Raw genomic sequence first — 23,395 nt, 5'->3', positions numbered from 1 at the left:
GCTTGAAGGAGGGCAAACGCATGCAAGGAACGGTTAACGAGGAGTTGGCGTTAAGCCTGAAAGGGCGCGACTTCCTTATGCTGGTCGACTACACGCCGGAGGAAATCCGGTATTTGATCGACCTAGCTATCGATTTGAAGAAGAAGCTGAAGGCGGGCGAAGCCCATCAACTGTTGAAAAACAAAACACTCGGCATGATTTTTGAGAAATCATCCACGCGTACGCGCGTTTCGTTCGAAGTAGGCATCTACCAATTGGGCGGCCAAGGGCTGTTCCTAAGCGGCAGTGACCTGCAAATCGGACGCGGCGAGCCGATCTGGGATACGGCGCAAGTGCTGTCCCGCTACCTCGACGGCATCATGATCCGCACATTTGAGCATCGTAAAGTGGTTGAGCTTGCTCGCGGAGCAACGGTACCGGTCATTAACGGACTGACAGATTTGTCGCACCCATGCCAAGCGCTTGCTGATTATCAAACGGTGCTTGAGCACAAGGGCCGCCTCGAAGGGCTGAAAGTGGCTTACGTCGGTGACGGCAACAATGTGGTTCATTCGCTGCTGATGGGCGCTGCCAAACTCGGCATGAATATGTCGGTCGCTACACCCGAGGGGTACGAGCCGGATGCGGACATCATTAAGCAAACGATGAGCACGGCTGCAGAGACAGGCTCGATCATCCAGATCGGCCGTGATCCCAAGGAAGCGATTGCCGATGCCGATGTCATCTACACGGACGTATGGGCGAGCATGGGGCAAGAAGCCGAGCAGAAGGAACGCGAGCTTGCTTTTGCCGCTTTCCAAGTCAATGAAGCTTTGACCAAATATGCGAAGAAAGATTACCTGTTCATGCATTGCTTGCCTGCACACCGCGGCGAAGAAGTGAGCGAAGGCGTTATTGACGGCGCGAATTCGGTTATTTTCGACCAAGCGGAGAATCGTCTGCACGCTCAGAAAGCCATCATGGCTGCTATTATGTCTTAATAGAAATTTCATTTGAAGGGGAGTAAATACTCGTTATGGCAAAAGAAAAAATCGTGCTTGCCTACTCTGGCGGCTTGGACACATCGGTTATCCTAAAATGGTTGAAAGAAACGTATGACGCGGAAATTATCGCATTCACGGCTGATATCGGCCAAAAGGATGAGCTGGACGGCCTCGAAGCGAAAGCTCTTGCTACAGGCGCATCGAAAGTATACATCGACGACCTGCGCGATGAATTCGCGAAGGACTTTATTTACCCGATGTTCCAAGCAGGAACATTGTACGAAGGCCAATACTTGCTCGGCACATCGATCGCCCGCCCGCTTATCGCTAAGCGCATGGTTGACATCGCACGCGCTGAAGGCGCTACGGCGATTGCGCATGGCGCAACGGGCAAAGGCAATGACCAAGTCCGCTTCGAGCTGACGGCTGCAGCGCTTGCTCCCGAGATCGGCGTAATCGCGCCTTGGCGTCTGGAAGCGTTCCGCGAGCAGTTCCCTGGACGCGCGGAGATGATCGCTTATGCCGAGAAACATGGTATTCCGGTTACGGCATCGGCAGCTAAGCCTTATTCGACAGACCGCAACCTGCTGCATATCAGCTTCGAGAGCGGCATGCTCGAAGATCCATGGTTCGACCCAAGCTCGGAGGAAAACGAGAGCATGTACGTGCTGAGCGTATCCCCGGAGAGAGCGCCGGACAAAGCGGAATACGTTGAGCTTACGTTCGATCAAGGCAACTGTACGGCTATTAACGGCCAAGAGCTTAGCCCGCTTGCAATCATGGAGACGCTGAACGAGCTTGGCGGCAAGCATGGCATCGGCCGTGTCGACATGGTGGAGAACCGCTTTGTCGGCATGAAGAGCCGCGGCGTGTACGAAACCCCGGGCGGCACGATTCTGTTCACTGCTCATCGCAAAATGGAATCGCTCACGATGGACCGCGAAGTTATGCACCTTCGCGACTCCCTGATCGCCAAATACAGCCAACTCGTATACAACGGCTTCTGGTTCGCGCCTGAGCGTCTTGCCCTGCAAGCGCTGGTCGAAGAATCGCAGAAGAACGTGAGCGGTGTTGTTCGACTGAAGCTGTACAAAGGCAATGTAATCGGCGCTGGCGTGAAAAGCCCGGTCAGCTTGTACAACCCGGACATCGCGACGATGGAAGCAGACCCTTCCCAAGCATACGACCAAGGCGACGCAACAGGCTTCATCCGCCTGAACGCGCTTCGTCTGAAAGTATCTTCGGCAGTTAACAACAAATAAATCCGGAAGCTTGGCGGAAGCATGAGGCAGAGGACTTGGCGCAGCGGCAGTAGCAGCGGCGCCGAGGGGTGCTGCGTCATGCTTTTCGTCCGTTTCTCCGGCAGGGAGTGTATAAGCGAGTGAGCAAACTATGGGGCGGTCGGTTTACGAAGAAGACAGACCAATTGGTTGAAGAATATACAGCATCGATTATGTTCGACAAAGAGCTTGCCGAAGAAGACATTCAAGGCAGCTTGGCGCATGTAACAATGCTCGGTAAGCAAGGCATCTTGCCTGCCGATGACGTGGAGAAAATCAAGGACGGCTTGCACCGCGTTCTTCAGCGCATTAAGCGCGACGATATTGAATTCTCGATCGGCGACGAAGACATTCATATGAATATCGAGAAAACGCTGATCGACGATGTTGGCACGGTAGGCGGCAAGCTGCACACCGGACGCAGCCGCAACGACCAAGTCGCGACGGATATGCATCTTTGGCTTCGCAAACGCGTTGTTGAATTCGTCGATATGCTTCATAAGCTGCAATCCGCGCTTATCGAGCAAGCGAAGGCAAACATCGACACAATCGTGCCGGGCTACACGCATTTGCAGCGGGCTCAGCCGATCTTGTTCGCGCATCATCTCATGGCGTACGTGTCCATGTTCGGACGCGACATCGAGCGTCTGCAAGACAGCTACAAACGGATCAACGTGCTCCCTCTTGGAGCGGGCGCTTTGGCCGGCACGACGTTCCCGATCGACCGCCATTTCGTGGCGAGTCAATTGAAGTTCGATCGTGTGTACGAGAACAGTCTAGACGCGGTAAGCGACCGTGATTTTATTCTTGAGTTTCTGTCGGACGCCTCGATCATCATGATGCATTTGTCGCGCCTAAGCGAAGAGCTGATCCTGTGGTCGAGCACGGAGTTCCATTTCGTTGAACTGGATGACGCATTCTGCACAGGCAGCAGCATTATGCCGCAGAAGAAGAATCCGGACGTGCCGGAGCTTGTTCGCGGCAAGACGGGGCGCGTGTACGGCAATCTTGTAGGCTTGCTGACGGTTCTGAAGTCGCTTCCGCTTGCTTACAACAAGGATATGCAGGAGGACAAGGAAGGCATGTTCGATACCGTGAAGACGCTGCAAGGCGCGCTTCAATTGTTCGCGCCGATGATCGCGACGATGAAGGTCAACAAGGATCGGATGCGACAAGCGGTCAATCAAGACTTCTCGAACGCAACCGACATCGCCGACTTCCTCGTTGGCAAGGGCTTGCCATTCCGCCAAGCGCATGAGGTCATAGGCAAGACGGTATTGTATTGCATCGAGCAAAACAAATACTTGCTCGACCTTACGCTTGATGAATTCAAGCAATTCTCGCAATTGTTCGATGACCGCATCTACGCGGTGCTTCAGCCGGAGCAAGTCGTCAATGCGCGCAATGTATACGGCGGCACGGCGAAGACGCAAGTCCAAGACGCAATCGGCCGCGCCGATGCCGCGCTTGCGGAGACGGCTGCATGGGTGACGGAGTACGTCGAGCGCAGTCGCTAAGCACTGATGATATAGGAAGAAGAGGGAGCTCCCTCTTCTTTTTTTTGTTTCCAATCCTTATTTTGCTAAAAACTTCGACTCGTTTATCCGATAAATAATATAGATTTTTATTATTACTATTTTCGAATCATTCAGGGGAGAGGTATCGAGTATGAAAAAAGCGTTAAGTTTATGGTTAAGTATTGCATTAATCGCGGTTATGATTCCATTATCAAGTGTACATGCCGCCAAATATTTACCATATGTAACTGTTGGCGAATTAAGCGAAGGTTTGGCATGGTATTTGGAATACGATGAAAGCGCGGACGTCGAAAGCTATGGATTTATCAATACAGCAGGCAAAGTAGTCGTCCCTGCCAAGTATGACTGGGTAATGAACTTCCACGACGGTTTGGCTCCAGTTATGCTGAACGAGAAGTGGGGCATGATCGACAAGACAGGAAAGATCGTTATTCAGCCGAGCTACGACTCGATTGGCGAACAATTCGTCGATGGCCTGATGTTAGTCGCTAAAGGCGAGAAGTGGGGCTTTATTAATAAAGCGGGCGAGCTCGTTATTGAGGCGAAGTACGAATCGGCATCCAGCTTTGGCAGCGGGATTGCGCCTGTAGTATTGGACGGCAAGCCATTCTATATCGATACGACGGGCAAGCAAGTTTTCGAAGCGAATTATGACACGATCTATAATTTCTTGGAAGGTTTTGCGATCTATAACGAAGGCGATTATTGGGGTTACATCGACGCGACTGGCAAGGAAATAGTTGCACCGAAGTACGATTTGGCTTACCCGTTCCAAAATGGACTCGCTCCGGTTCTCAAGGGCGATCTGTGGGGCTTTATCGATACGACGGGCAAGGAGGTCATTAAGCCGCAATACGAGGATGTGTATTCGTTTAACGAAGGCTTGGCTGCTTTCATGAAAGACGGTCTGTGGGGCTTCATCGATAAGAGCGGCAAAGTGATCGTGAAACCGAAATATGACGAAGTATATTTTGAATTTAATGAGGGACTTGCTATTGTAGGCAGGTACATCAACGATGAAGAAACGGCGCGAGGTTATATCGACGCTACAGGCAAAGAAGTTACGAAGTTTGCCGTTAACTTTATGGGCGGCAGCTTCGAGAATGGTTACGCCATTGCATCCGACGGCGACGACCAATCGTATTACTTCCTAAAGAGCCCGCTGCTTGCACCGGTTTCCGCGAAACCGACGGCATCCAAAGTGATGGTGAACGGCAAGGCGGTATCGTTCGAAGCGTACAACATCGGCGGCAACAACTATTTTAAGCTTCGCGATTTGGCTCTAGCGGTTAACGGTACGGACAAAAACTTCGAAGTCAGCTTTGACAAAGCTAAAAATGCAGTCAATCTGCTTGCGAACAAAGCCTATACGCCAGTGGGCGGCGAGCTAGCTGCTGGAACAAGCCAAGCCGTTAAGTCTGCTTCGCCTACCGCATCCACAATCTATGTTGATGGCGCGGAAGCACCGCTTAAAGCCTATAACATTGGCGGCAACAACTACTTCAAGCTAAGAGATATCGCTAAAGTGTTCAACATCGGCGTGACATGGGATGCATCGACCAGCACGATCGGCATCGATACAAGTCTCCCGTATACGGAATAGAACAATCGGCAAGGCCCCGCACAGCACAGCTGCGCGGGGCTTTCTTATTCCCATTCGCCCAAATAACGGAAAAACGTATCGCTATTTCGAGCACACAACCAAGTGAATGCCAGATAGCGCAAAAAACTTTCGTTATTGTAGGAATGCCTCAGCCTCCCAGTCCTAGATGCCGTCCTCCACGACCGAATCTTTCGGAGTCGGCGTTGGTGCCGGCGAGTTCTCGCCCTGCTGCGGTCCGCGCTCGATGATCGTCGGCTGCGCGCGATACGTATCATGCGAGACTTTCTCGCGGGACGTTTCTTTGCCGTTTTTATAGAGGATGCGGAACGTGTCTACAACATACCCTTGTTTGCCGCTGTCAACGACGACCTGCTTGCCGGTAGGCAACGAAGCGTTCACCGTCTCCACGATCTTTGGTGACAGGGTGTCCGTAGTAACCGATTCAACATCGTAACGAAGGCTTTCGTCCATTGTGCCGAAGAGCTTGATCGTCACCGTTCGATCCTTCACCTCTGTACGAATGATGAGATGTTTGCCGGTCGTGTTTTTGAAACGGAAGTTGATCGCCCCGCCGGAGTATGTCGCATCCTGCCCAAGCGGTAGATACGCGACGGGAATCGAGTGATTGCGCCGTTCTACGATTTCAAGTCCTGCTCGCAAAATAGCATTATACAGTGTACTCGATACTTGGCAGATGCCTCCGCCGATACCGGGCACAAGCTTGCCGTTCAGAATAACGGGAGCTTCCCGATACGTATGCTCCTTCTCCGTTGCCGTTATGAGCTTATCGTAATCGAACACATCGCCAGGAGCGAGATGGGTGTCGTTTAACATTTCCGCCGTAATCGTTACATTATGGGCGCGTCCTTCCGCGCTCGTCTTGAAATCGGTCGAGAACTCGACGATTTTGCGATCAATGCCTTCCTCCTTCAATGCCGCCAGCGTCACCTTCGGGTGTATCGCCGTAATGGGAAGCTCATCGGCGAATGTTCGTTCAATCGGCTTCGTCAGCTCCTGCTCATCAATCCATACCCACCCATTGACCTTCTCGGACAACGATTCAAGCTGGATTCGATAGCCGTCGACATGCGGCACATAAAGCACTTCGTCTTTATCCGTAATTGTACGGGAGGCATCCTTTGGTTCGTTTTTTTCGATCCAACCCCATTGCTTGCGAACGGCCGAGTCGAACGTATCACGCTCCCAGCTCTGCGATAACGAGTAAGACTTCGGAAAGCGGTAACGGTATTCGGCTCGCTCCCATATACGTCCATCACGCAGCTTAAGCAGCGCCTCTTTCACGCCTTTGAACTCGGCTTTGTATCCTAGCTCGCTTACCGCCCATTGCTTGTTGTCGCCGGTCTCGGTATTCGCGTTTATCGTAATGGTCCGTTTTTGGAGGGACTGCTCGTAATCATCCAATAAGCCAAGCGCCTCATTAATCGTCATGCCTCCAATCGGAATGCCCCCCACGACAACGCCTTCGGGCACGGTATCCTGCGTAGCATAGTTCCACAGCAACGCCCATCCGACACCTGCCGCTGCAAGCAATATTACCAACGATATGACCAAGCCGAGATAAATTCGCTTCAAAATGAACAACACCCTTTCCAAATTTGAAAAATAATGAAAACTAACCCGTTAACCAACTATATGCATCTGCGGAGCCGTTCTTGTCTTGAGCGGGCTGAAAGCCCTATTGCAGCGCGTCAAACGCTCTTTTCGACATAGGACTCCATTATTAGAATTGTGAAAATATGAGGAAACAAAGCCCATTTTGAAGGATTTCGTGGCAACCTGTCGAATTACATAAAGCTGACTATTAACAGGATGTGATGAATGTGATTGAAATGCAGGACATTTGGAAGACGTATGCGGATGGCACACATGCGCTTCGCGGCGTTTCCGTTCGAATAGATCGTAATGAATTTGTATACCTCGTAGGACCTTCCGGCGCAGGAAAATCGACCTTTATGAAGTTGATTTACCGTGAGGAAGTGCCGACCAAAGGGCAAATATCGGTGAACGGCTTTAACATTGGCAAGCTTAAGCCTCGCAAGATTCCATACGTGAGACGCAATATCGGCGTTATTTTCCAGGATTTCAGACTGCTTCCGAAGCTTACCGTATTCGAAAACGTCGCTTTCGCCATGGAGGCGATCGAGGCGCCACGCAGAGTCATTAAGAGACGCACGATGGAGGTACTAGAGCTTGTCGGGCTTAAGCATAAGCACGCCTCCTTGCCGGCGCAGCTATCAGGCGGCGAACAGCAGCGTGTCGCCATTGCCCGCGCAATCGTCAACAATCCGTCGGTTATTGTCGCGGACGAGCCGACAGGCAACCTGGATCCCGAGACGTCGCTGGGCATTATGAACCTGCTTGAAGAGATTAACTTCCGCGGTTCGACAATCGTCATGGCTACGCATAACAAGGACATCGTCAACTCCATGCGCAAGCGCGTTATTGCCATCGAGAACGGGAACATCGTTCGCGATGAGGCGAGAGGAGAGTACGGCTATGAAGCTTAGTACGATTCTCCGGCATATGCGCGAAGGCGCGAAGAACATTATCCGCAACGGCTGGATGTCGTTCGCTTCGATGAGCTCCATGTTCATCTCGCTATTTATACTAGGAGTTTTCCTGCTGCTTGCATTGAACGTGAACGCAATGGCGGATCAGATAGAAAGCCAGGTTCAAATTCGGGTCTACTTGCAATTGAAGGTCGATCAAACCAAGATGACAGAGCTGCAGAACAAGATCGGCAACATAACGGAAGTAAGCAAAGTGAAGTTCGTGTCGAAGGCAGAAGGACTTGAAATTTTGCGCGAAAGCCTTGGCAAGGAGAATGAAGATTTGATTGAGGGCTACGAGAATGAGAAGAACCCTCTGCCAGACTCCTTTACCGTCGAGGTCTACGATCCGCTATCAATCGAAACGGCGGTCGCGCAGATCGAAGCCATCAACAAGGCGGACGAGTCGCTGCCGATTGCGAAGGTCAAGTACGGTCAAGGCACAGTCGAGAAGCTGTTCACTATAACGAACGTGGTGCGCAACATCGGCTTCGTAGTCGTTATCGGCCTAGGCATTACCGCGATGTTCCTCATCTCGAACACCATCAAGATGACGATAATCGCCAGACGCCGTGAGATTGGCATTATGAAGCTTGTAGGTGCGACGAACTCGTTCATCCGCTGGCCGTTCTTTATCGAAGGCGCCTTAATCGGGCTGATTAGCTCTGTATTGACTACGGCTGTCATCTTGGTCGCTTACTCGCAATTTGTTAGCTTTACGGAAACGGATTTGGCTCTCATGATGATTAAGCTCGTCACGTTTAAGGAAGTGGCTGGAATGGTCGCGCTGCTATTGATCGGACTAGGAACATTGTTAGGCATTTGGGGCAGCACCATTTCGGTACGAAAGTATTTGAAAGTGTAGGTGATGATGGCAATGAGGAGAATAGCTGGCGTTATTGTAGTAACGCTGCTTACCGTATTTATGTTACACCCGGCAAGCGGAGAAGCGGCATCGCTTAGTCAGATCAAGAAACAGATCGAGGAAGCGAAGAAGGAAATGCGGGATGCCGAGAGACGGGCAGCCGAAGCCCAGAAGGCGGCGGCTAATGCGAATTCCCAGAAATCGGACATTGAAGTGAAGAAGTCCGACGCACAGGCCTCGATTCAGAATATACTTGCGGAGATCGACAATGTAACGGTTAACAAAATGAATACGCAGGCAGAGGTTGATGCGAAGGAGGAGGAGTTGCTGCAGACAGGCACTCAGCTGGAGCAAGCCGAGCAACGTGTCGTAGAGCGCGACGAGCTGCTGCAATCGCGTATGCGTCTTATGTATACGAACGGATTCGTGTCGTATATGGACGTCTTGCTAAGCGCAACGAGCTTCACCGATTTCATCGATCGTTTCGATGCGCTGCAGTCGATCCTCAGTCAGGATCACGATATACTCGAAGAGCAGAAGCAAGAGAAGGAGCTTGTCGTTCAGAAGAAAGCCGAGGTAGAGAAGCAATTCGCCGAGGTTAAGACCATGTACGAAAAGTTGGAGAAGTACGAGAACGCGCTCATCGCCAAGGAGCATGAGAAGGAGCAATTGATTGCCAGCTACAACAGCAATCTACAAGAGCTCGATTCGGAACTGGAGCAGCTTGAGGATATTGGAGAAGAAGCAGAGAAAGAGTTGATGCAACTTGCGTCGAAGGTGTCCAAGCTGAATGCCGAGAAGAACCGGATTTCCAATCCGTATAACGGCGGCAGACTCGGTATGCCGATCAAAGACAACTACCGGATTAGCTCAAACTTTGGCACTCGGACGCATCCAATCACAGGCAAGAAGCATACGCATACAGGTATCGATTTCGCTGCGCCGCAGGGCACGGATATTTATGCGGCAGAGGGCGGCGTCGTTATTATCTCGCAAACCTGGAGCAGCTACGGCGAGTGTATCGTAATCGACCACGGCAACGGCTTGTGGACGCTGTATGGCCATATACGCAAGGGCGGCCGACTAGTCAGCAAGGGCGATACGGTCAAGAAAGGCGACAAGATCGCTGAAGTCGGAAGCACAGGCAACTCGACCGGACCGCATCTTCACTTCGAGGTGCGTAAGAATGAGGTTGCCGTCAACCCAGGCGGTTACTTAAAATAGTTCGATAAGCATTATCGATAACTTATAGGTAGACAACCAAGAGGCAGCCAAATGGCTGCCCTTGTTTTTAAACGGTGCCCTTGCAAATAATTGTAAGCCGCTTGTCATATACTAGGACGGTATTAGGAAGTGAGCCAAGCCTGCGACCAGGTTCGGCACAGGCAATACTGGGAAAATATGAAGGTGGTGTAGAAGGGTGCAATTCAAAGGACGCACAGTGTTCGCGTTCGTGATGCTGACGATGTTCGCTTCTGTGCTCGTAACGCTGACGATCGCGGACCAGCTTATTAATCCGAAGGAACACGTGGAAGCTGCGCTCACCGCTGCGGCGGCGGAAGGCGGTACAAGCCGCTACAGCTTGAAGGAAGATGAGCTAACGAAGCTGAACGCCGTGCTTGAGCTGATCGAGACGAAGTATTATGAGAAGGTCGATCGTCACGAACTGGTGGATGGTGCGGTAAGCGGCATGATGTCTTCGCTGGAGGATCCGTATTCCGTCTACATGGAGAAGGAAGTGGCGCAGCATTTCTCCGAGTCGATCGAAGGCTCGTTCACCGGAATCGGCGCCGAGGTGACGATGGAGAATGGCAAGATTGTCGTTGTCGCGCCGATCAAAGGATCGCCAGCCGAACGTTCAGGCTTACTGGCCAAGGACGTCCTTATTTCTGTGAATGGCGAGAAGCTTGACGGTTTGAGCCTTCAGGATGCAGTTGCTAAGATTCGCGGTCCTAAAGGTACGAAGGCGAAGCTGCAAGTGATTCGCAGCGGTTTTAATGAGCCGGTGCAGCTCGTACTGATTCGAGACGATATCGATGTCGAAACCGTCTATGCGAATTTGCGATCGGACGGTGTCGGAGTCATTGAGATACGGCAGTTCTCGCTTCATACGGCAGAGCGCTTCAAGGAAGAGCTCGCCAAGCTGGAGCAGCAGGGGATGAAGGGATTAGTTATCGATGTGCGCAACAATCCTGGGGGTATTCTTCCCGTTGTCGTTGATATTGCTGAGTCGTTCCTTGCCAAAGGTCAGACAGTCGTTCAAGTTGAGGACCGTAGCGGCGAACGCGAGAAAACGTTATCGGAAGGTCAAAGCAAGACATACCCGATCACCGTGCTCATGAACAAAGGCAGTGCAAGCGCATCGGAAATACTGGCGGGCGCACTCCAAGAGGGAGCTGGCGCGAAGCTGATCGGCGAGACGTCGTTTGGCAAAGGTACGGTGCAAGTCAGCTACAACAAAGCGCTTGGCGATGGCAGTCTCGTCAAGATGACGATTGCGAAGTGGCTGACGCCTAACGGCAACTGGATTCATGAGAAAGGCATTAAGCCGGATATTGAAGTACTGCCTCCGGATCTCTATACGGTAGCAAGACTGAGTATGTCCGAGACGTTGCAACAGGATATGCTCGGCGAGCAGGTCCGCAGCGTTCAAATTATGCTTCATGGCTTAGGCTATGAACCGAAGCGCGAGGACGGATATTTCGGGCAGGAAACGACCGAGGCAGTCAAGCGATTCCAGTCGGAGCATAACATGCCGGCAACAGGCAAGGTTGATGTGAAGACCGCAGAAACGCTTGAACAAGCGGTAGTTAAGTGGATTCAAGACGAGAACAATGACGTTCAACTGCATGAAGCAATCAAGGTGTCAGGCAGGAAATAAATCATTGGCGTCGAATGAATAAGAGGTTGGCTCTATCGTGGAGCCGGCCTTTTATTTTTTTTGCGAAATCGCGTAAGCGGAGGAGTGTGGAGATTGGCAACGTTGATTGATTTGCTGGAAGCGTTCGGGCAGGCAGCCATACAACTATTAGCGCAGCCTTTTTATTATATTTCGGTTTTATTTATTATTTTGCAATATACAAGACAGATTCGGATGGAAAGACAGCTGTTTGCGGTTAAGCTTCATAATTGGCCTGCGCTTGTGCTGCGGGCGATGGTGGCAGGTTTGGCGGTAGGGCTCGTCGTATCGGCGGTTGGCGCCTTTATTGGAACAGCGTTGACGGGAGAAGCGGTGTTATGGCTTTGGGCAATAGCTGTCCTATTGATGCTCATTCGCATTCGGTACTTGTGCTTCGCCTACAGCGCAGGTATTATCGCATTGCTTCAGTGGGGAATTGGCTTCACAACGCTAGCCGAACGATCCGACTGGATCGGTTCGTTATCGGCATCGCTCGCTAAGATCGATGCTGCGGGCTTGCTGGTAATCGTCGCCCTTCTCCATTTAGCGGAGGCCGCACTCGTTCGGTGGCAGGGAGACAAGCTGTCCACTCCGCTGTTCGTGGAAGGGAAGCGGGGCAAGCTTGTTGGCGGTTATATGCTGCAAGGCTTCTGGCCGGTACCGTTGCTCATGATCGTCCCGGTCGCTGGAGGCGGAATGTCGCAGACGGCGCTGCCATGGACGCCGCTCTTCGGCGCCGACTGGACGCAAGGATGGTCAGTCATAGCGCTGCCGATGGTGATCGGCTTTACGGAAATGACGCGTTCGCTGCTGCCGAAGCAGAAGGCGAAGCATGCTGCTAAAGGGCTGCTGCTATACAGCGTTATCGTAGCTGCGACCGCGCTTGCGGCCTGGAAATTTCCGGTTTTGCTTCCGCTAGCAGCAGTTGCAACGTTGCTGCTGCATGAGGCGCTTGTATGGCGCAGCACCGCATCGGAAGCGCGGAGATCGCCGCTGTATGTGAATGATTCGCGCGGCTTGCGAATATTGGGGATTGTACCGGGCACTCCCGCCGAGACGATGGGGCTTCTGCCGGGTGAAGTGATTCATAAGGTGAACGGCATTCGCATCAAGAACAAAGAAGAGATGTATGAAGCGCTGCGGCAGAATCCCGCATTTTGCAAGCTCGAAGTGTTGAACTTCGAGGGTGAGATCAAGTTTGCGCAGCGCGCGCGTTATGCGGGCGAGCATCATCAGCTTGGCGTCATCTTGGCGCCGGATGAGCAAGCCAATTATTATGCCGCTGCAGGTCCGGCATCGTTGCTTGAGCTTTTGCGTTCGAGAACGGCCAATAAGCGCGGTAGCGAAGCGGCGGCAGCCAGTGAAATTCACGACGTTTAACAACTATAGAAAACAAAAGCGGTTGAAAGGGAACACTTCCCTTCAACCGCTTTTGTTTAATTACTTTTTCTATTTAATCGGAGCGCTGCGCCGATTAGGACAAGAGATACTCCTAGCGCCATGAAAGGCAGATTGCTCGATTCGCCTGTCTTAGGCAGCTGGTCTACATCAGGCGTCTGAGGCGTTCCCTCGAGCCCGCCCTGCGGTATTTCCTCTACATCGATTTCGAAGAATAGCTCTTCTTCTTCTCCGTTCCCATTCGTAACGATGATCGAAAATTTATCTTTGCCGATAAAACCCGGATTCGGCGTATACACCCATTTGCCATCCGGCGAAACGGTTACTTTGCCGTTCTCTGGCTGCTTGCCTGGTTTTGAATGGCCATTCTTCGGAACATCAACCTTATCTTCGATCGGCTTCTCTTCCTTCGTTATTTCTTTCTCGATTGGAGGAGTAGACGACGGCTTAGTCGTTGGCGAAGGCGTTTCGCTTGGCACAGGTGTCGCGGACGGCGTAGGCGCTGGCGTCACAACCGGGGTTGGTTCAGGCGAAGCGACAGGTGTCGGGCTTGGCGTCGCTTCCGGTTCGGGCACGATTATGCGTTTTTGATTGGCAACCGTAAAGGCTTCGTTATCTTCGTTTATCGTGATCGGGTATTCGCCCTCACCATCGATCTTATAACCCGAAGGAGCTCTATATTCCTTCAAAATATAATCGCCATAAGGGATGTTGACGAACACTGCTTTGCCTGCTGCATCCGTTGTAACCCGCTGCAGCTTCGTCGTCATCGTGCTGTCATAGAGATCGAAAACAGCATTTGCTAGCAACTTATCGGCGTTGCCTGCTGCGACTTTTGTAACTGTTAGGTCTCCGGTTAACTTGGCGTTCGCAATCGTAATTTCTTGGACACCTTTGGAATTGATCGTAATGGTGTACTCGCCTGTGCTGACGATAGAATAATCGACTGGCGGAGTTACTTCCTTGAGCGTGTACTGACCGTATTTCAAATTGTTGAATTGAACGATGCCATCATTGCCGCTGTACTCCGTGTCACCGACCTTCTGGTTGTTGGAAGCCCGGTATAGCTCGAATGCTGCGCCTGCAAGGGTAATCGCATTGTTGCTCGAATCTACCTTTGTAATTTTCAAGCTTCCCTTATAAGCGCTGCCTGTACCGGCTCCTCCCGACAGCTTCACTTCGACTTCGGACGGCTCTTCAATGGTAACAAGGTCAACGCCGTTGCCGCGAAACGCAACGCTGTTTGCCAAGCTGTCTCCGTCCTCCGCGTCGATAATCGTTTTGTATTCTAGAATATACGGTTTCTTAATAACGGATTTAAAAGTGAGAGTGAAGATGCTATCGCCTTCGCCCGCATCTGGATCAGGATTCGTTTCAACGTTAACCTCATATAAGCTGGCATCGGTCGGTCCCGCCTTCGTTACATTGCCATCCTCGTCAACGGATGTGTCGTAGAGGACGAATGAATCATCGACGATAACCTGCTTGCTGCTAGGCGTGTCGATGATGCTCGCGTTCTCTACCGTGGATTGGCCTCGGTTAATGTAGACGGTCCAGTCGATCACGTTCGGATCGCTGTCGTTCTGATCGCCGCTCTTCGCTACATACTCGCCTGCTTTCGGAATTTGAACGGTTTCGGATAGTGTTTTCGGATCATAGCCGTCTGCTGTCAGAATGGCGTTGTTTTCAATATTTTTATCGTCAATGAATTCGTCTTCAAGCTCCGTGCGGAATGTCAAATAGTAGGGGCTTGTTATATTGCCGAAATCGACGATAAGGTTCTGTCCATCTGCATCGTCTTCAACGGTGAGCGTATAGAGATCAGGATCAACGATAGCGCCGTTCGTATTCGTGGAACCGTTGGCTGCTACGGTCATATGGCGTACCTCAAGTGAATTGGCAACATACTTTTGCTTAGAGGTGAGCTTGTCCGTAACGAGTGCATTAGGCAGCGTTTTGCTGTTATAGTTGATGCCGACTTCCCATACGATCTCTTTCGTATCGGCGTAATAACGTCCGTTCTTGAAGCCGTTGTCGCGAGTCTCGAGATTTGAAACAGGATCAGAGTTTGCGGTCTTGCTGAGCTCTGTTCCGTTCTCTTCTTCTTTCCACTTCAGACCGCCTGTATTGGTATAGCTTGATTTATTCGTGGCATACGAGCCGTCTGCATAATCGTACTTCGTCGTATACGTGATCGCATGTGGCTGGTTTCCATCTCCGAAGTCGATGGAGAAGCCTTGAACCGTATCGGTTGCTGAATTATCTGGCTTATAATTAACGGTATAAGTGCTGTCAGCTACGGTTTCGCCGTCAATTCTCATGCTGCTTGCATCCAGCTTCTGTCCGTCGATCCCGAAAGTGTCATCGAACAGCAGATCGTACAACTCATAGCCGTTGCCATTTATGCTGATCGACCATTCGATTGTTCTAGTAGCATAATTGAAGCCGGAATTGCTCTTCGTGAAAAACTTTTGTACGATATCCCGTGAGCCGGAAGCTGAACCGCCATCGGTCGTTGCGTCGTTGTTAATGGTTTCGTTCTTATAGACGTTGGCAGTCGGCTCTGTTTGATATTCAATGATATAGGCGCTGCTAATTTCACTGTCGAACGTTATAATGAAACCGTTTTTGCCGGCGGCATTATGGGCGGCTGCCGTATAATCGTCTGCCGGCACGAGGCTGCCCTTCGCGCCTGTGTTAGGGTCTGGAACCTCGTATACGTTAATCGATCCACCTACTAGCTTATGTTTATTATCGAATAAATCGGTAATTGACGCAGGGTCTATCGTGTTTTCTCCAAAATTATACTTGATTTGCCAATCGACGAGTTGAGTCGTCTCGCTATAGCCTGTGGACGTTTTTTTCAAAAGCTCGCCGCGCTTATTGTCTATCTTTTTCGTAGCTGAAGTCGGGTTAATGTTGTCGCCCGTAAAGTTTACGTTGTTCGTAAAGCTTGGCGTGTTTGTATGCGTGCTGTCGATGCTTGTGGAATAAGTGACTCGATAAGCGGAATGGATGTCTCCCAGCTCAATAACCAATTCGTTGTCCGGAGCCGCTGGCGCCGTCACATTGTATTGCGTTGGATCAACGAGAACGGGATTGGATGCAACGCCGTCCGTATCGATATCGAGCTTCTCGAGCGTCAGCGTTCCGTCGTTCGTAAACGTAAGACCCGTTGGAATAACGTCGCTGATTTTCGCATTCGTTACCTTTTTGAGCGTTTTGTTGACATCGATGCTCCACGAAATATTTTGCGCATTGATCGCCTTGTCGGTCGAGCCGTCCTTCGTCGTCGATTTGCTCACATTCGGTTTAATATGAATGATGACCTCGTCTCCGATGCTGAACTCTACCGGTACTTCGGTTTTGTTGTTGACGCTTGCTTTGGAGAAAAAGGTCCAGAAGCTTAATGATCCCTCGACGTCGCTGCCAACGATGTTTTCGTTGAAGGTCATCGTGACTTTGCCGTTCAGATCGACGTCGAATGTACCTACAGTTCCGCCGTCGCCGTCATCGAGGGGTTTATCATTAAGCGGCGTATAGACAACTAGTTCAGACGGCAGCTGAAACTCGTACGTGTCGCCGTCTTGGAATCCCTTTGAAGCATCTAGTTTATACGTGTATTCAATATTAAGCCTCTGTCCGAGCTCAACCTGGATGTCCTCGGATGCTTCGGATACAGCCTGGTCGATTATCGCGATTACGTTCTGAGTCAGGACGTCGGACAACGTGATACTCGTAATGATGTTATCTGCGATAGCTAAGGCGTTCGCTTGCTTCGTTATGCCGCCAATATTAACGTATTGGAAAATAACGAAAAAGGCGACGAGCATCGCTGCGACTTTTTTTTTCATATTTGTTAACCTCCATTCGAGCTAAAAGTAAATTTTTTTATTTGGGTTCTGGAAAAAAGCTAGTTTTAACCTCCTTTTTCAATAGAATGCCTGTATGAAATAAAGCACGGACCATCGAATTGTTGGCATATCATCAAGTTGTTGCGGTCTAATTATTTATACTGGCTTATTTTACCTTCAAATTATGAGTCTCTCATACTATATCGGCAGAAGTCAATAGGATATAAGACTTGCTGATCGAACGTTATTTGCCAAATAAAGTCTGAACAGCCTGCCCTGTCATTGCAACGGAGGGCATTAGAAGCTATAATAAATAAGAACACATATTCTCATAAGGATGCGAAACGATTGTTTGATGCCCTCATGCAAGGTGTCGGTCGTTTACGCTTGAAACGGATACAATTGCCTATACTGATAAATATAGAAATGGACTGCCGGAGGTGGAGATAAGGCGTGAATGAGATCGCGAAGAATACGAAGCTTTTTGAGTTGAAATCGGAATATACGCCGCAGGGCGATCAGCCGAAGGCGATTGCTGAACTGCTTGAAGGGATTGAAGCAGGCAAGCGGCACCAGACGTTGCTTGGCGCAACCGGGACGGGGAAGACGTATACGATTGCCAACACGATCGCGCAGCTCAACCGGCCCACGCTCGTTATTGCCCATAACAAGACGTTGGCTGCTCAATTGTGCAGCGAGTTTAAGCAGTTTTTTCCCGATAATGCGGTCGAATATTTCGTAAGTTATTACGATTACTATCAACCGGAGGCCTATATACCTTCAACGGATACGTTTATTGAGAAGGATTCAAGCATCAACGATGAGATCGATAAGCTGCGCCACTCGGCTACGAGCGCCTTGTTCGAACGCCGGGATGTCATCATTGTAGCGAGTGTATCGTGTATATACGGCCTCGGTTCTCCTTCGGAGTACGGCAGTCTTGTTCTGTCTCTTCGAGTAGGCATGGAGAAGCCGCGTGATGCGATTCTTCATAAGCTGGTCGATATTCAATACCAACGGAACGATATTAGCTTTACGCGCGGAACGTTCCGCGTACGAGGCGATATCGTTGAGATATTCCCTGTTGCCAATAATGAGAGGGCCATTCGAGTGGAACTGTTCGGCGACGAGATTGAACGTATTTCGGAGATTGACGTCCTTACTGGAGAGATCGTAGGCGAGCGTGAGCATATCTCGATCTTCCCGGCTTCTCACTTCGTTACCCATGAGGAAACAATGAAGCTGGCTATTGTTAATATTGAACGCGAGCTAGAGGAGCGGCTTACCGAGCTGCGCGATGCAGGCAAGCTGCTGGAAGCGCAGCGGTTGGAGCAGAGAACTCGTTATGACCTTGAGATGATGGCCGAGATGGGCTTCTGCTCCGGTATCGAGAACTATTCCGGTCCGCTAACGTTCCGGGAGCGGGGCTCAACGCCTTACACGCTGCTCGACTTCTTCCCGGACGATATGCTCGTCGTCATCGACGAGTCGCATGTATCGTTGCCTCAGATTCGAGCCATGTTCAACGGCGATAAAGCGAGGAAAGAAATGCTCGTCAATCACGGCTTCCGTCTCCCATCGGCGATGGATAACCGACCGCTGCGCTTCGAGGAGTTCGAGCAGAAGACGAAGCAGCTCATCTATGTTTCCGCGACGCCGGGACCATATGAGCTAGAGCATTGCGAGACGATGACGGAGCAGATCATTCGCCCAACCGGTCTTATCGATCCTATTATCGATATTCGATCAACGAAAGGCCAGATAGACGTTCTGTTGACGGAGATCAGAGATCGAGTTGCCAAGGATGAACGCGTCCTTATTACGACATTGACGAAGAAGATGTCGGAGGATTTGACCGATTACTTGAAAGAGGTCGGAATCAAGGTTCGTTATCTCCATTCGGATATAAAGACATTAGAACGTTTGGCTATATTGCGCGACTTGCGGCTGGGTGTATTCCATGTGCTTGTAGGAATTAACTTGCTCCGGGAAGGTCTTGATCTACCGGAGGTGTCGCTTGTCACAATCCTCGACGCCGACAAGGAAGGTTTCTTGCGTTCCGACCGTGCGCTTATACAGACGATAGGACGTGCGGCAAGGAACAGCGAGGGACGCGTCATTATGTTTGCTGACAAAATAACGGATTCGATGGACCGCGCGATTAAGGAAACGGAACGTCGCCGTGTGATCCAGCTGGCATTCAATGAAAAGCATGGTGTTACACCGCAGACGATACGCAAGAAGGTGCACGACGTAATCGAAGCGACGAAGGTCGCCGAACAGAAGTCCGATTACTTGACCGGCGTCGGCACGGAGAAGCTGACGAAGAAGGAACGCCAGGCATTGCTGCAGAAGCTGGAAGCAGAGATGAAGGAAGCGGCGAAGAGCTTGCAGTTTGAGCGTGCAGCCGAGCTTCGCGATGCGCTTCTAGAGCTTCGGGCAGAATTGGAATAAGTAGGGGGAGAAACGATTGGCAAGCGACAAAATAGTAATTAAGGGAGCTCGTGCCCATAATCTCAAAGGAATTGACGTCACGATCCCGCGCGATAAATTCGTTGTTCTAACCGGGCTTAGCGGTTCGGGTAAATCATCCTTGGCGTTCGATACGATTTATGCCGAAGGGCAGCGTCGTTATGTAGAATCGTTGTCCGCCTATGCGCGCCAGTTTCTCGGCCAGATGGAGAAGCCGGACGTTGATTCCATAGAGGGGCTGTCGCCGGCGATATCGATTGACCAGAAGACGACGAGCCGCAATCCGCGTTCGACCGTTGGTACGGTTACCGAAATATACGATTATTTACGTCTGTTGTTCGCGCGGATCGGCAAGCCTCATTGCCCGGAACATGGCACCGAAATTGCCTCCCAGACCGTCGAGCAGATGGTTGACAGGATCATGGAATATCCCGAGAGAACGAAGCTTCAGATTCTTGCTCCGATTATTTCGGGGCGCAAGGGCGAGCATACGAAACTGCTGGCCGACATTCAGAAGCAAGGCTTCGTGCGTGTGCGCGTTAACGGCGAGCTTCGTGAGCTTAGCGAGAAGATTGAGCTCGAGAAGAACAAGAAGCATAGCATAGAAGTTGTTGTCGACCGTATCGTCGTTAAGTCGGACGTACACAGCCGCTTGGCGGATTCGTTGGAAACAGCTTTGAAGCTGTCTGAGGGCCGTGTCCTGGTCGATATTATCGACCAGGAGGAGCTCTTGTTCAGCTCGAATCTGGCATGTCCGGAATGCGGATTCAGCATAGAAGAGCTTGCTCCGCGCATGTTCTCGTTCAACAGTCCTTTCGGGGCATGTCCGGAATGCGACGGTCTCGGAGCGAAGATGATTGTGGATCCCGACCTGCTAACGCCGGATGGCAGCAAGTCGATTCGAGAAGGAGCATTCCTTGCTTGGGCAGGAAGCACGTCGAACTACTATCCGCAATTCCTGAGCGCGGTTTGCGAGCATTACCATATTCCGCAAGATGTACCAGTCGAAGAGCTGACGCCGGAGCAACTGAAGAAGCTGTTATACGGAACGGGCGGCGAGAAGGTTCGCTTCTTATACGAGAACGACTTCGGCCATCGGAAGGAAGCTTTTGTACCGTTCGAAGGCATCGTCAACAATCTCGAACGGCGGTATCGCGACACCGCGTCGGATATGATGAGAGAGCATATCGAAGGTTACATGAGTGCTAAGCCTTGCGGAGGTTGCAAGGGTCAGCGTCTGCGCAAGGAAAGCTTGGCTGTTACGGTCGGTTCGCAGAACATTGCGTATGTAACGTCGCTGTCGATTGGCGAAGCGAACCGTTATTTTGACGGTCTGTCGCTGTCTGAGAAGGAAATGACGATTGCCAATCTGATCTTGAAGGAAATTAACAGCAGACTGGGCTTCCTCGTTAACGTAGGACTCGAATATTTGTCGCTTAGCCGTGCAGCGGGCACGTTGTCGGGCGGCGAGGCACAGCGAATCAGGCTTGCCACGCAGATCGGTTCGAGCCTTATGGGCGTCCTCTATATATTGGACGAGCCGAGCATCGGCTTGCATCAACGCGATAACGACCGCTTGATTCAGACGCTTGAGCATATGCGCAATCTAGGCAATACATTGATCGTCGTCGAGCATGACGAGGATACGATGCTGGCTGCGGACTATATTATCGATATTGGACCGGGCGCCGGCATTCATGGCGGTAACATAATTGCACAAGGCACGCCGCAGGAAGTCATGGAGGACGAGAACTCGCTTACGGGTCAATACTTGAGCGGACGCAAGTTCATACAAGTGCCTGGAGAGCGTCGTCCAACGAGCGATAAGTGGCTTGAGGTTCGCGGTGCGAAGGAGAACAACCTCCGCAATGTGAATGTAAAGATTCCGCTTGGCGTATTCTCCGCGGTAACGGGTGTATCGGGATCAGGCAAGTCGACCTTCGTCAACGAAATTTTGTATAAGACGCTTGCACGCGATCTGAACAAAGCGAAGGTTCGCCCCGGACAATACAAGGAAATGCGCGGGCTGGAGCATTTGGAGAAGGTCATCGATATTGACCAATCGCCAATTGGGCGTACGCCACGTTCTAACCCGGCTACGTATACAGGTGTTTTTGATGATATTCGCGATTTGTACGCAAGCACGAACGAGGCTAAGGTGCGCGGCTATAAGAAAGGCCGCTTCAGCTTCAACGTGAAGGGCGGCAGATGCGAGGCTTGCAGAGGCGACGGCATCATCAAGATCGAGATGCACTTCCTGCCGGACGTGTATGTGCCTTGCGAGATTTGCAAAGGCAAGCGTTACAACCGCGAAACGCTTGAAGTGAAGTACAAGGGCAAGAACATTGCTGAAGTGCTGGAGATGACGATCGAAGACGGCTGCATCTTCTTCGAGAACATTCCGCGGATCCACCGCAAAGTACAGACGCTTCTCGATGTAGGCCTCGGATATATGAAGCTTGGCCAGCCGGCGACAACACTGTCGGGCGGCGAAGCGCAGCGTGTGAAGCTCGCTGCCGAGTTGTATCGCCGGAGCACGGGCAAGACGCTCTATATTCTTGATGAGCCGACAACGGGTCTTCATGTGGATGATATCGATAGACTGTTGACAGTCCTTCACAGACTCGTTGATTCAGGTGAATCGGTACTCGTTATCGAACACAATCTCGACGTTATTAAGACGGCTGACTACTTGATTGATCTAGGTCCGGAGGGCGGCAATGGCGGCGGTACGATCGTAGCGACAGGCACGCCGGAGCAGGTCGTCAAAGTCGAACAGTCATATACCGGAAAATACTTGAAGCCGATCATGGAACGTGACCGCGAGCGTACGATCGCTCTTCATAAGCGGCTAGAGAATGCCGTCGGCGCTGCAGCAGAGTGATTTTATGGGTGCGCAACGTTCCAAAGCCAACCCAGAAGTGAATTGCTGCATCCCTGTCAAAAATGTAAAGCGTGCGGCTAGCTGGTATGTAAAGTATATGGGCTGCGAGTATGGCGATATGGTCACTGATGGGCTCGCTCAGTTGAAGCTGACAGGCGGACCGGACATTACCCTAATAGGCGTCGATGAGTGCTTCCAGCTGAAGCAGGACGGAGACGTCATTCCGATGATGAACTTCTTGTGTGAGGATGTGCAAGAACTTCATGAATACTTTGAGCTAAGCGGTATTCGTGTCGGTGCAATAGTTGATCATGGACGTTCCGGTAAGAGCTTTAAGCTGCTTGATCCTGACGGAAACCACTTGATAGTATGGCAAAGTGAATAGCCGTGCGTTAGAGTGGGCGACATTGCCTGATGCTGTTAAACATTTAGGTTGTAAATAAACAAAAACGGAACCGTTTCGTGCTCTAGAGCTAGCGCTTTGGCGAAGCGGTTTTGTTTCTTATTTAAGGATAAGCACAATTTCTGTATGCAGCAGGTTATAGATAATAGCAGAGATGGACATTTTATATGTGCAGGGATCATGGAAAAATCGTGACAAACTTGTTACGAATCACGTTTCAGGCTTGCATCAACGGCCACTTGAAGCTAACATAGAGTAATATTAGGCTACGTGCGAATAAAAGGAGGTCCCCTCATGTTTTTCTTGGCAGCAGAAGAAGCGGCAAAAGAAGCCAGCAAAATTAATACGTTCGACTGGTTCATGCTTGCATTCACCGTTATTATCCTCATCGGGTTTATTCGTTTGCTGAATACACGCCCGAAGAAAAACTATTTTGCAATCGGCTTTACCTTTGTGTCGCTTGCTTTATTCCTGGTAATCGACTACATAATGATTGTGAAAGTCTGGTTCGCCTAACAGGCCATCAGCGCATGTGAGATCGTGGTTGCCAGGGAAGCGTTAACGCTTACCGGACAACCTCTTTTTTTTGTCTGCAAGTAAAAAAGAGGCGCACAAGGACCAGTATGATCCTGTGCGCCTCTTCTAA

At 50.9% G+C, this 23,395-nt stretch carries 15 protein-coding genes; 13 read left to right on the top strand and 2 right to left on the bottom strand.

The window, feature by feature from the left end; genetic code table 11:
- The first annotated feature begins 20 nt into the window (after positions 1 to 20).
- From argF to V8F51_RS29075, 4 genes are all read left to right on the top strand, one after another.
- Positions 21 to 980: an ornithine carbamoyltransferase gene (gene argF / locus V8F51_RS29090; protein WP_337104013.1), complete on the top strand. Its 960-nt coding sequence runs from the start codon at positions 21 to 23 to the stop codon at positions 978 to 980.
- A gap of 35 nt (positions 981 to 1,015) precedes the next feature.
- Positions 1,016 to 2,245, top strand: a complete 1,230-nt coding sequence (locus V8F51_RS29085) for an argininosuccinate synthase (RefSeq protein ID WP_337104012.1) — start codon at positions 1,016 to 1,018, stop codon at positions 2,243 to 2,245.
- A gap of 119 nt (positions 2,246 to 2,364) precedes the next feature.
- A complete protein-coding gene (argH, locus tag V8F51_RS29080; protein WP_337104011.1) occupies positions 2,365 to 3,780 on the top strand; it encodes an argininosuccinate lyase in 1,416 nt (471 codons plus the stop codon).
- A gap of 151 nt (positions 3,781 to 3,931) precedes the next feature.
- Positions 3,932 to 5,404: a WG repeat-containing protein gene (locus V8F51_RS29075; RefSeq protein ID WP_337104010.1), complete on the top strand. Its 1,473-nt coding sequence runs from the start codon at positions 3,932 to 3,934 to the stop codon at positions 5,402 to 5,404.
- A gap of 162 nt (positions 5,405 to 5,566) precedes the next feature.
- Here the strand turns inward: V8F51_RS29075 and V8F51_RS29070 are convergent, their stop codons facing one another.
- On the bottom strand, positions 5,567 to 6,997 hold the full coding sequence (locus V8F51_RS29070; RefSeq protein ID WP_337104009.1) for a VanW family protein: 1,431 nt from the start codon (positions 6,995 to 6,997) through the stop codon (positions 5,567 to 5,569).
- A 248-nt stretch (positions 6,998 to 7,245) separates the two neighbouring features.
- Between V8F51_RS29070 and ftsE the strand changes: the two genes are divergently transcribed.
- The 5 genes from ftsE (at position 7,246) to V8F51_RS29045 (ending at position 13,118) form a co-directional block, all read left to right on the top strand.
- The gene (ftsE, locus tag V8F51_RS29065) at positions 7,246 to 7,932 is read left to right on the top strand and encodes a cell division ATP-binding protein FtsE (RefSeq protein WP_337104008.1); all 687 of its coding nucleotides are present in this window, start codon (positions 7,246 to 7,248) and stop codon (positions 7,930 to 7,932) included.
- Complete coding sequence (gene ftsX / locus V8F51_RS29060; protein WP_337104007.1) at positions 7,922 to 8,839, top strand: permease-like cell division protein FtsX; 918 nt, start codon at positions 7,922 to 7,924, stop codon at positions 8,837 to 8,839. Before ftsE ends, ftsX begins: the two co-directional genes overlap by 11 nt.
- Before the next feature lie 12 nt (positions 8,840 to 8,851).
- Positions 8,852 to 10,063 carry a murein hydrolase activator EnvC family protein gene (locus V8F51_RS29055; protein WP_337104006.1) on the top strand — a complete coding sequence of 404 codons (1,212 nt, stop codon included), beginning with the start codon at positions 8,852 to 8,854 and terminating at the stop codon, positions 10,061 to 10,063.
- 196 nt (positions 10,064 to 10,259) lie between these two features.
- Complete coding sequence (locus tag V8F51_RS29050; protein ID WP_337104005.1) at positions 10,260 to 11,720, top strand: S41 family peptidase; 1,461 nt, start codon at positions 10,260 to 10,262, stop codon at positions 11,718 to 11,720.
- A 93-nt stretch (positions 11,721 to 11,813) separates the two neighbouring features.
- Positions 11,814 to 13,118 carry a PDZ domain-containing protein gene (locus tag V8F51_RS29045; RefSeq protein ID WP_337104004.1) on the top strand — a complete coding sequence of 435 codons (1,305 nt, stop codon included), beginning with the start codon at positions 11,814 to 11,816 and terminating at the stop codon, positions 13,116 to 13,118.
- A gap of 56 nt (positions 13,119 to 13,174) precedes the next feature.
- Here V8F51_RS29045 and V8F51_RS29040 read toward each other — a convergent pair whose 3' ends face one another.
- Positions 13,175 to 16,990, bottom strand: a complete 3,816-nt coding sequence (locus tag V8F51_RS29040) for a collagen binding domain-containing protein (protein ID WP_337104003.1) — start codon at positions 16,988 to 16,990, stop codon at positions 13,175 to 13,177.
- 453 nt (positions 16,991 to 17,443) lie between these two features.
- Between V8F51_RS29040 and uvrB the strand changes: the two genes are divergently transcribed.
- From uvrB to V8F51_RS29020, 4 genes are all read left to right on the top strand, one after another.
- On the top strand, positions 17,444 to 19,444 hold the full coding sequence (gene uvrB, locus V8F51_RS29035) for an excinuclease ABC subunit UvrB (RefSeq protein ID WP_337104002.1): 2,001 nt from the start codon (positions 17,444 to 17,446) through the stop codon (positions 19,442 to 19,444).
- A gap of 16 nt (positions 19,445 to 19,460) precedes the next feature.
- Positions 19,461 to 22,346 carry an excinuclease ABC subunit UvrA gene (gene uvrA / locus V8F51_RS29030; protein ID WP_337104001.1) on the top strand — a complete coding sequence of 962 codons (2,886 nt, stop codon included), beginning with the start codon at positions 19,461 to 19,463 and terminating at the stop codon, positions 22,344 to 22,346.
- A 4-nt stretch (positions 22,347 to 22,350) separates the two neighbouring features.
- Positions 22,351 to 22,731, top strand: coding sequence for a VOC family protein (locus V8F51_RS29025; protein ID WP_337104000.1), 381 nt, complete (start codon positions 22,351 to 22,353; stop codon positions 22,729 to 22,731).
- Between the two features lie 312 nt (positions 22,732 to 23,043).
- On the top strand, positions 23,044 to 23,265 hold the full coding sequence (locus V8F51_RS29020; RefSeq protein WP_337103999.1) for a hypothetical protein: 222 nt from the start codon (positions 23,044 to 23,046) through the stop codon (positions 23,263 to 23,265).
- Positions 23,266 to 23,395 lie beyond the last annotated feature (130 nt).

Source organism: Paenibacillus sp. YIM B09110 (assembly GCF_037167145.1).
Taxonomy (GTDB): domain Bacteria; phylum Bacillota; class Bacilli; order Paenibacillales; family Paenibacillaceae; genus Pristimantibacillus.
The sequence above is the reverse complement of the archived record's forward strand: the minus strand, read 5'-3'. Positions and strand labels throughout refer to the sequence as shown.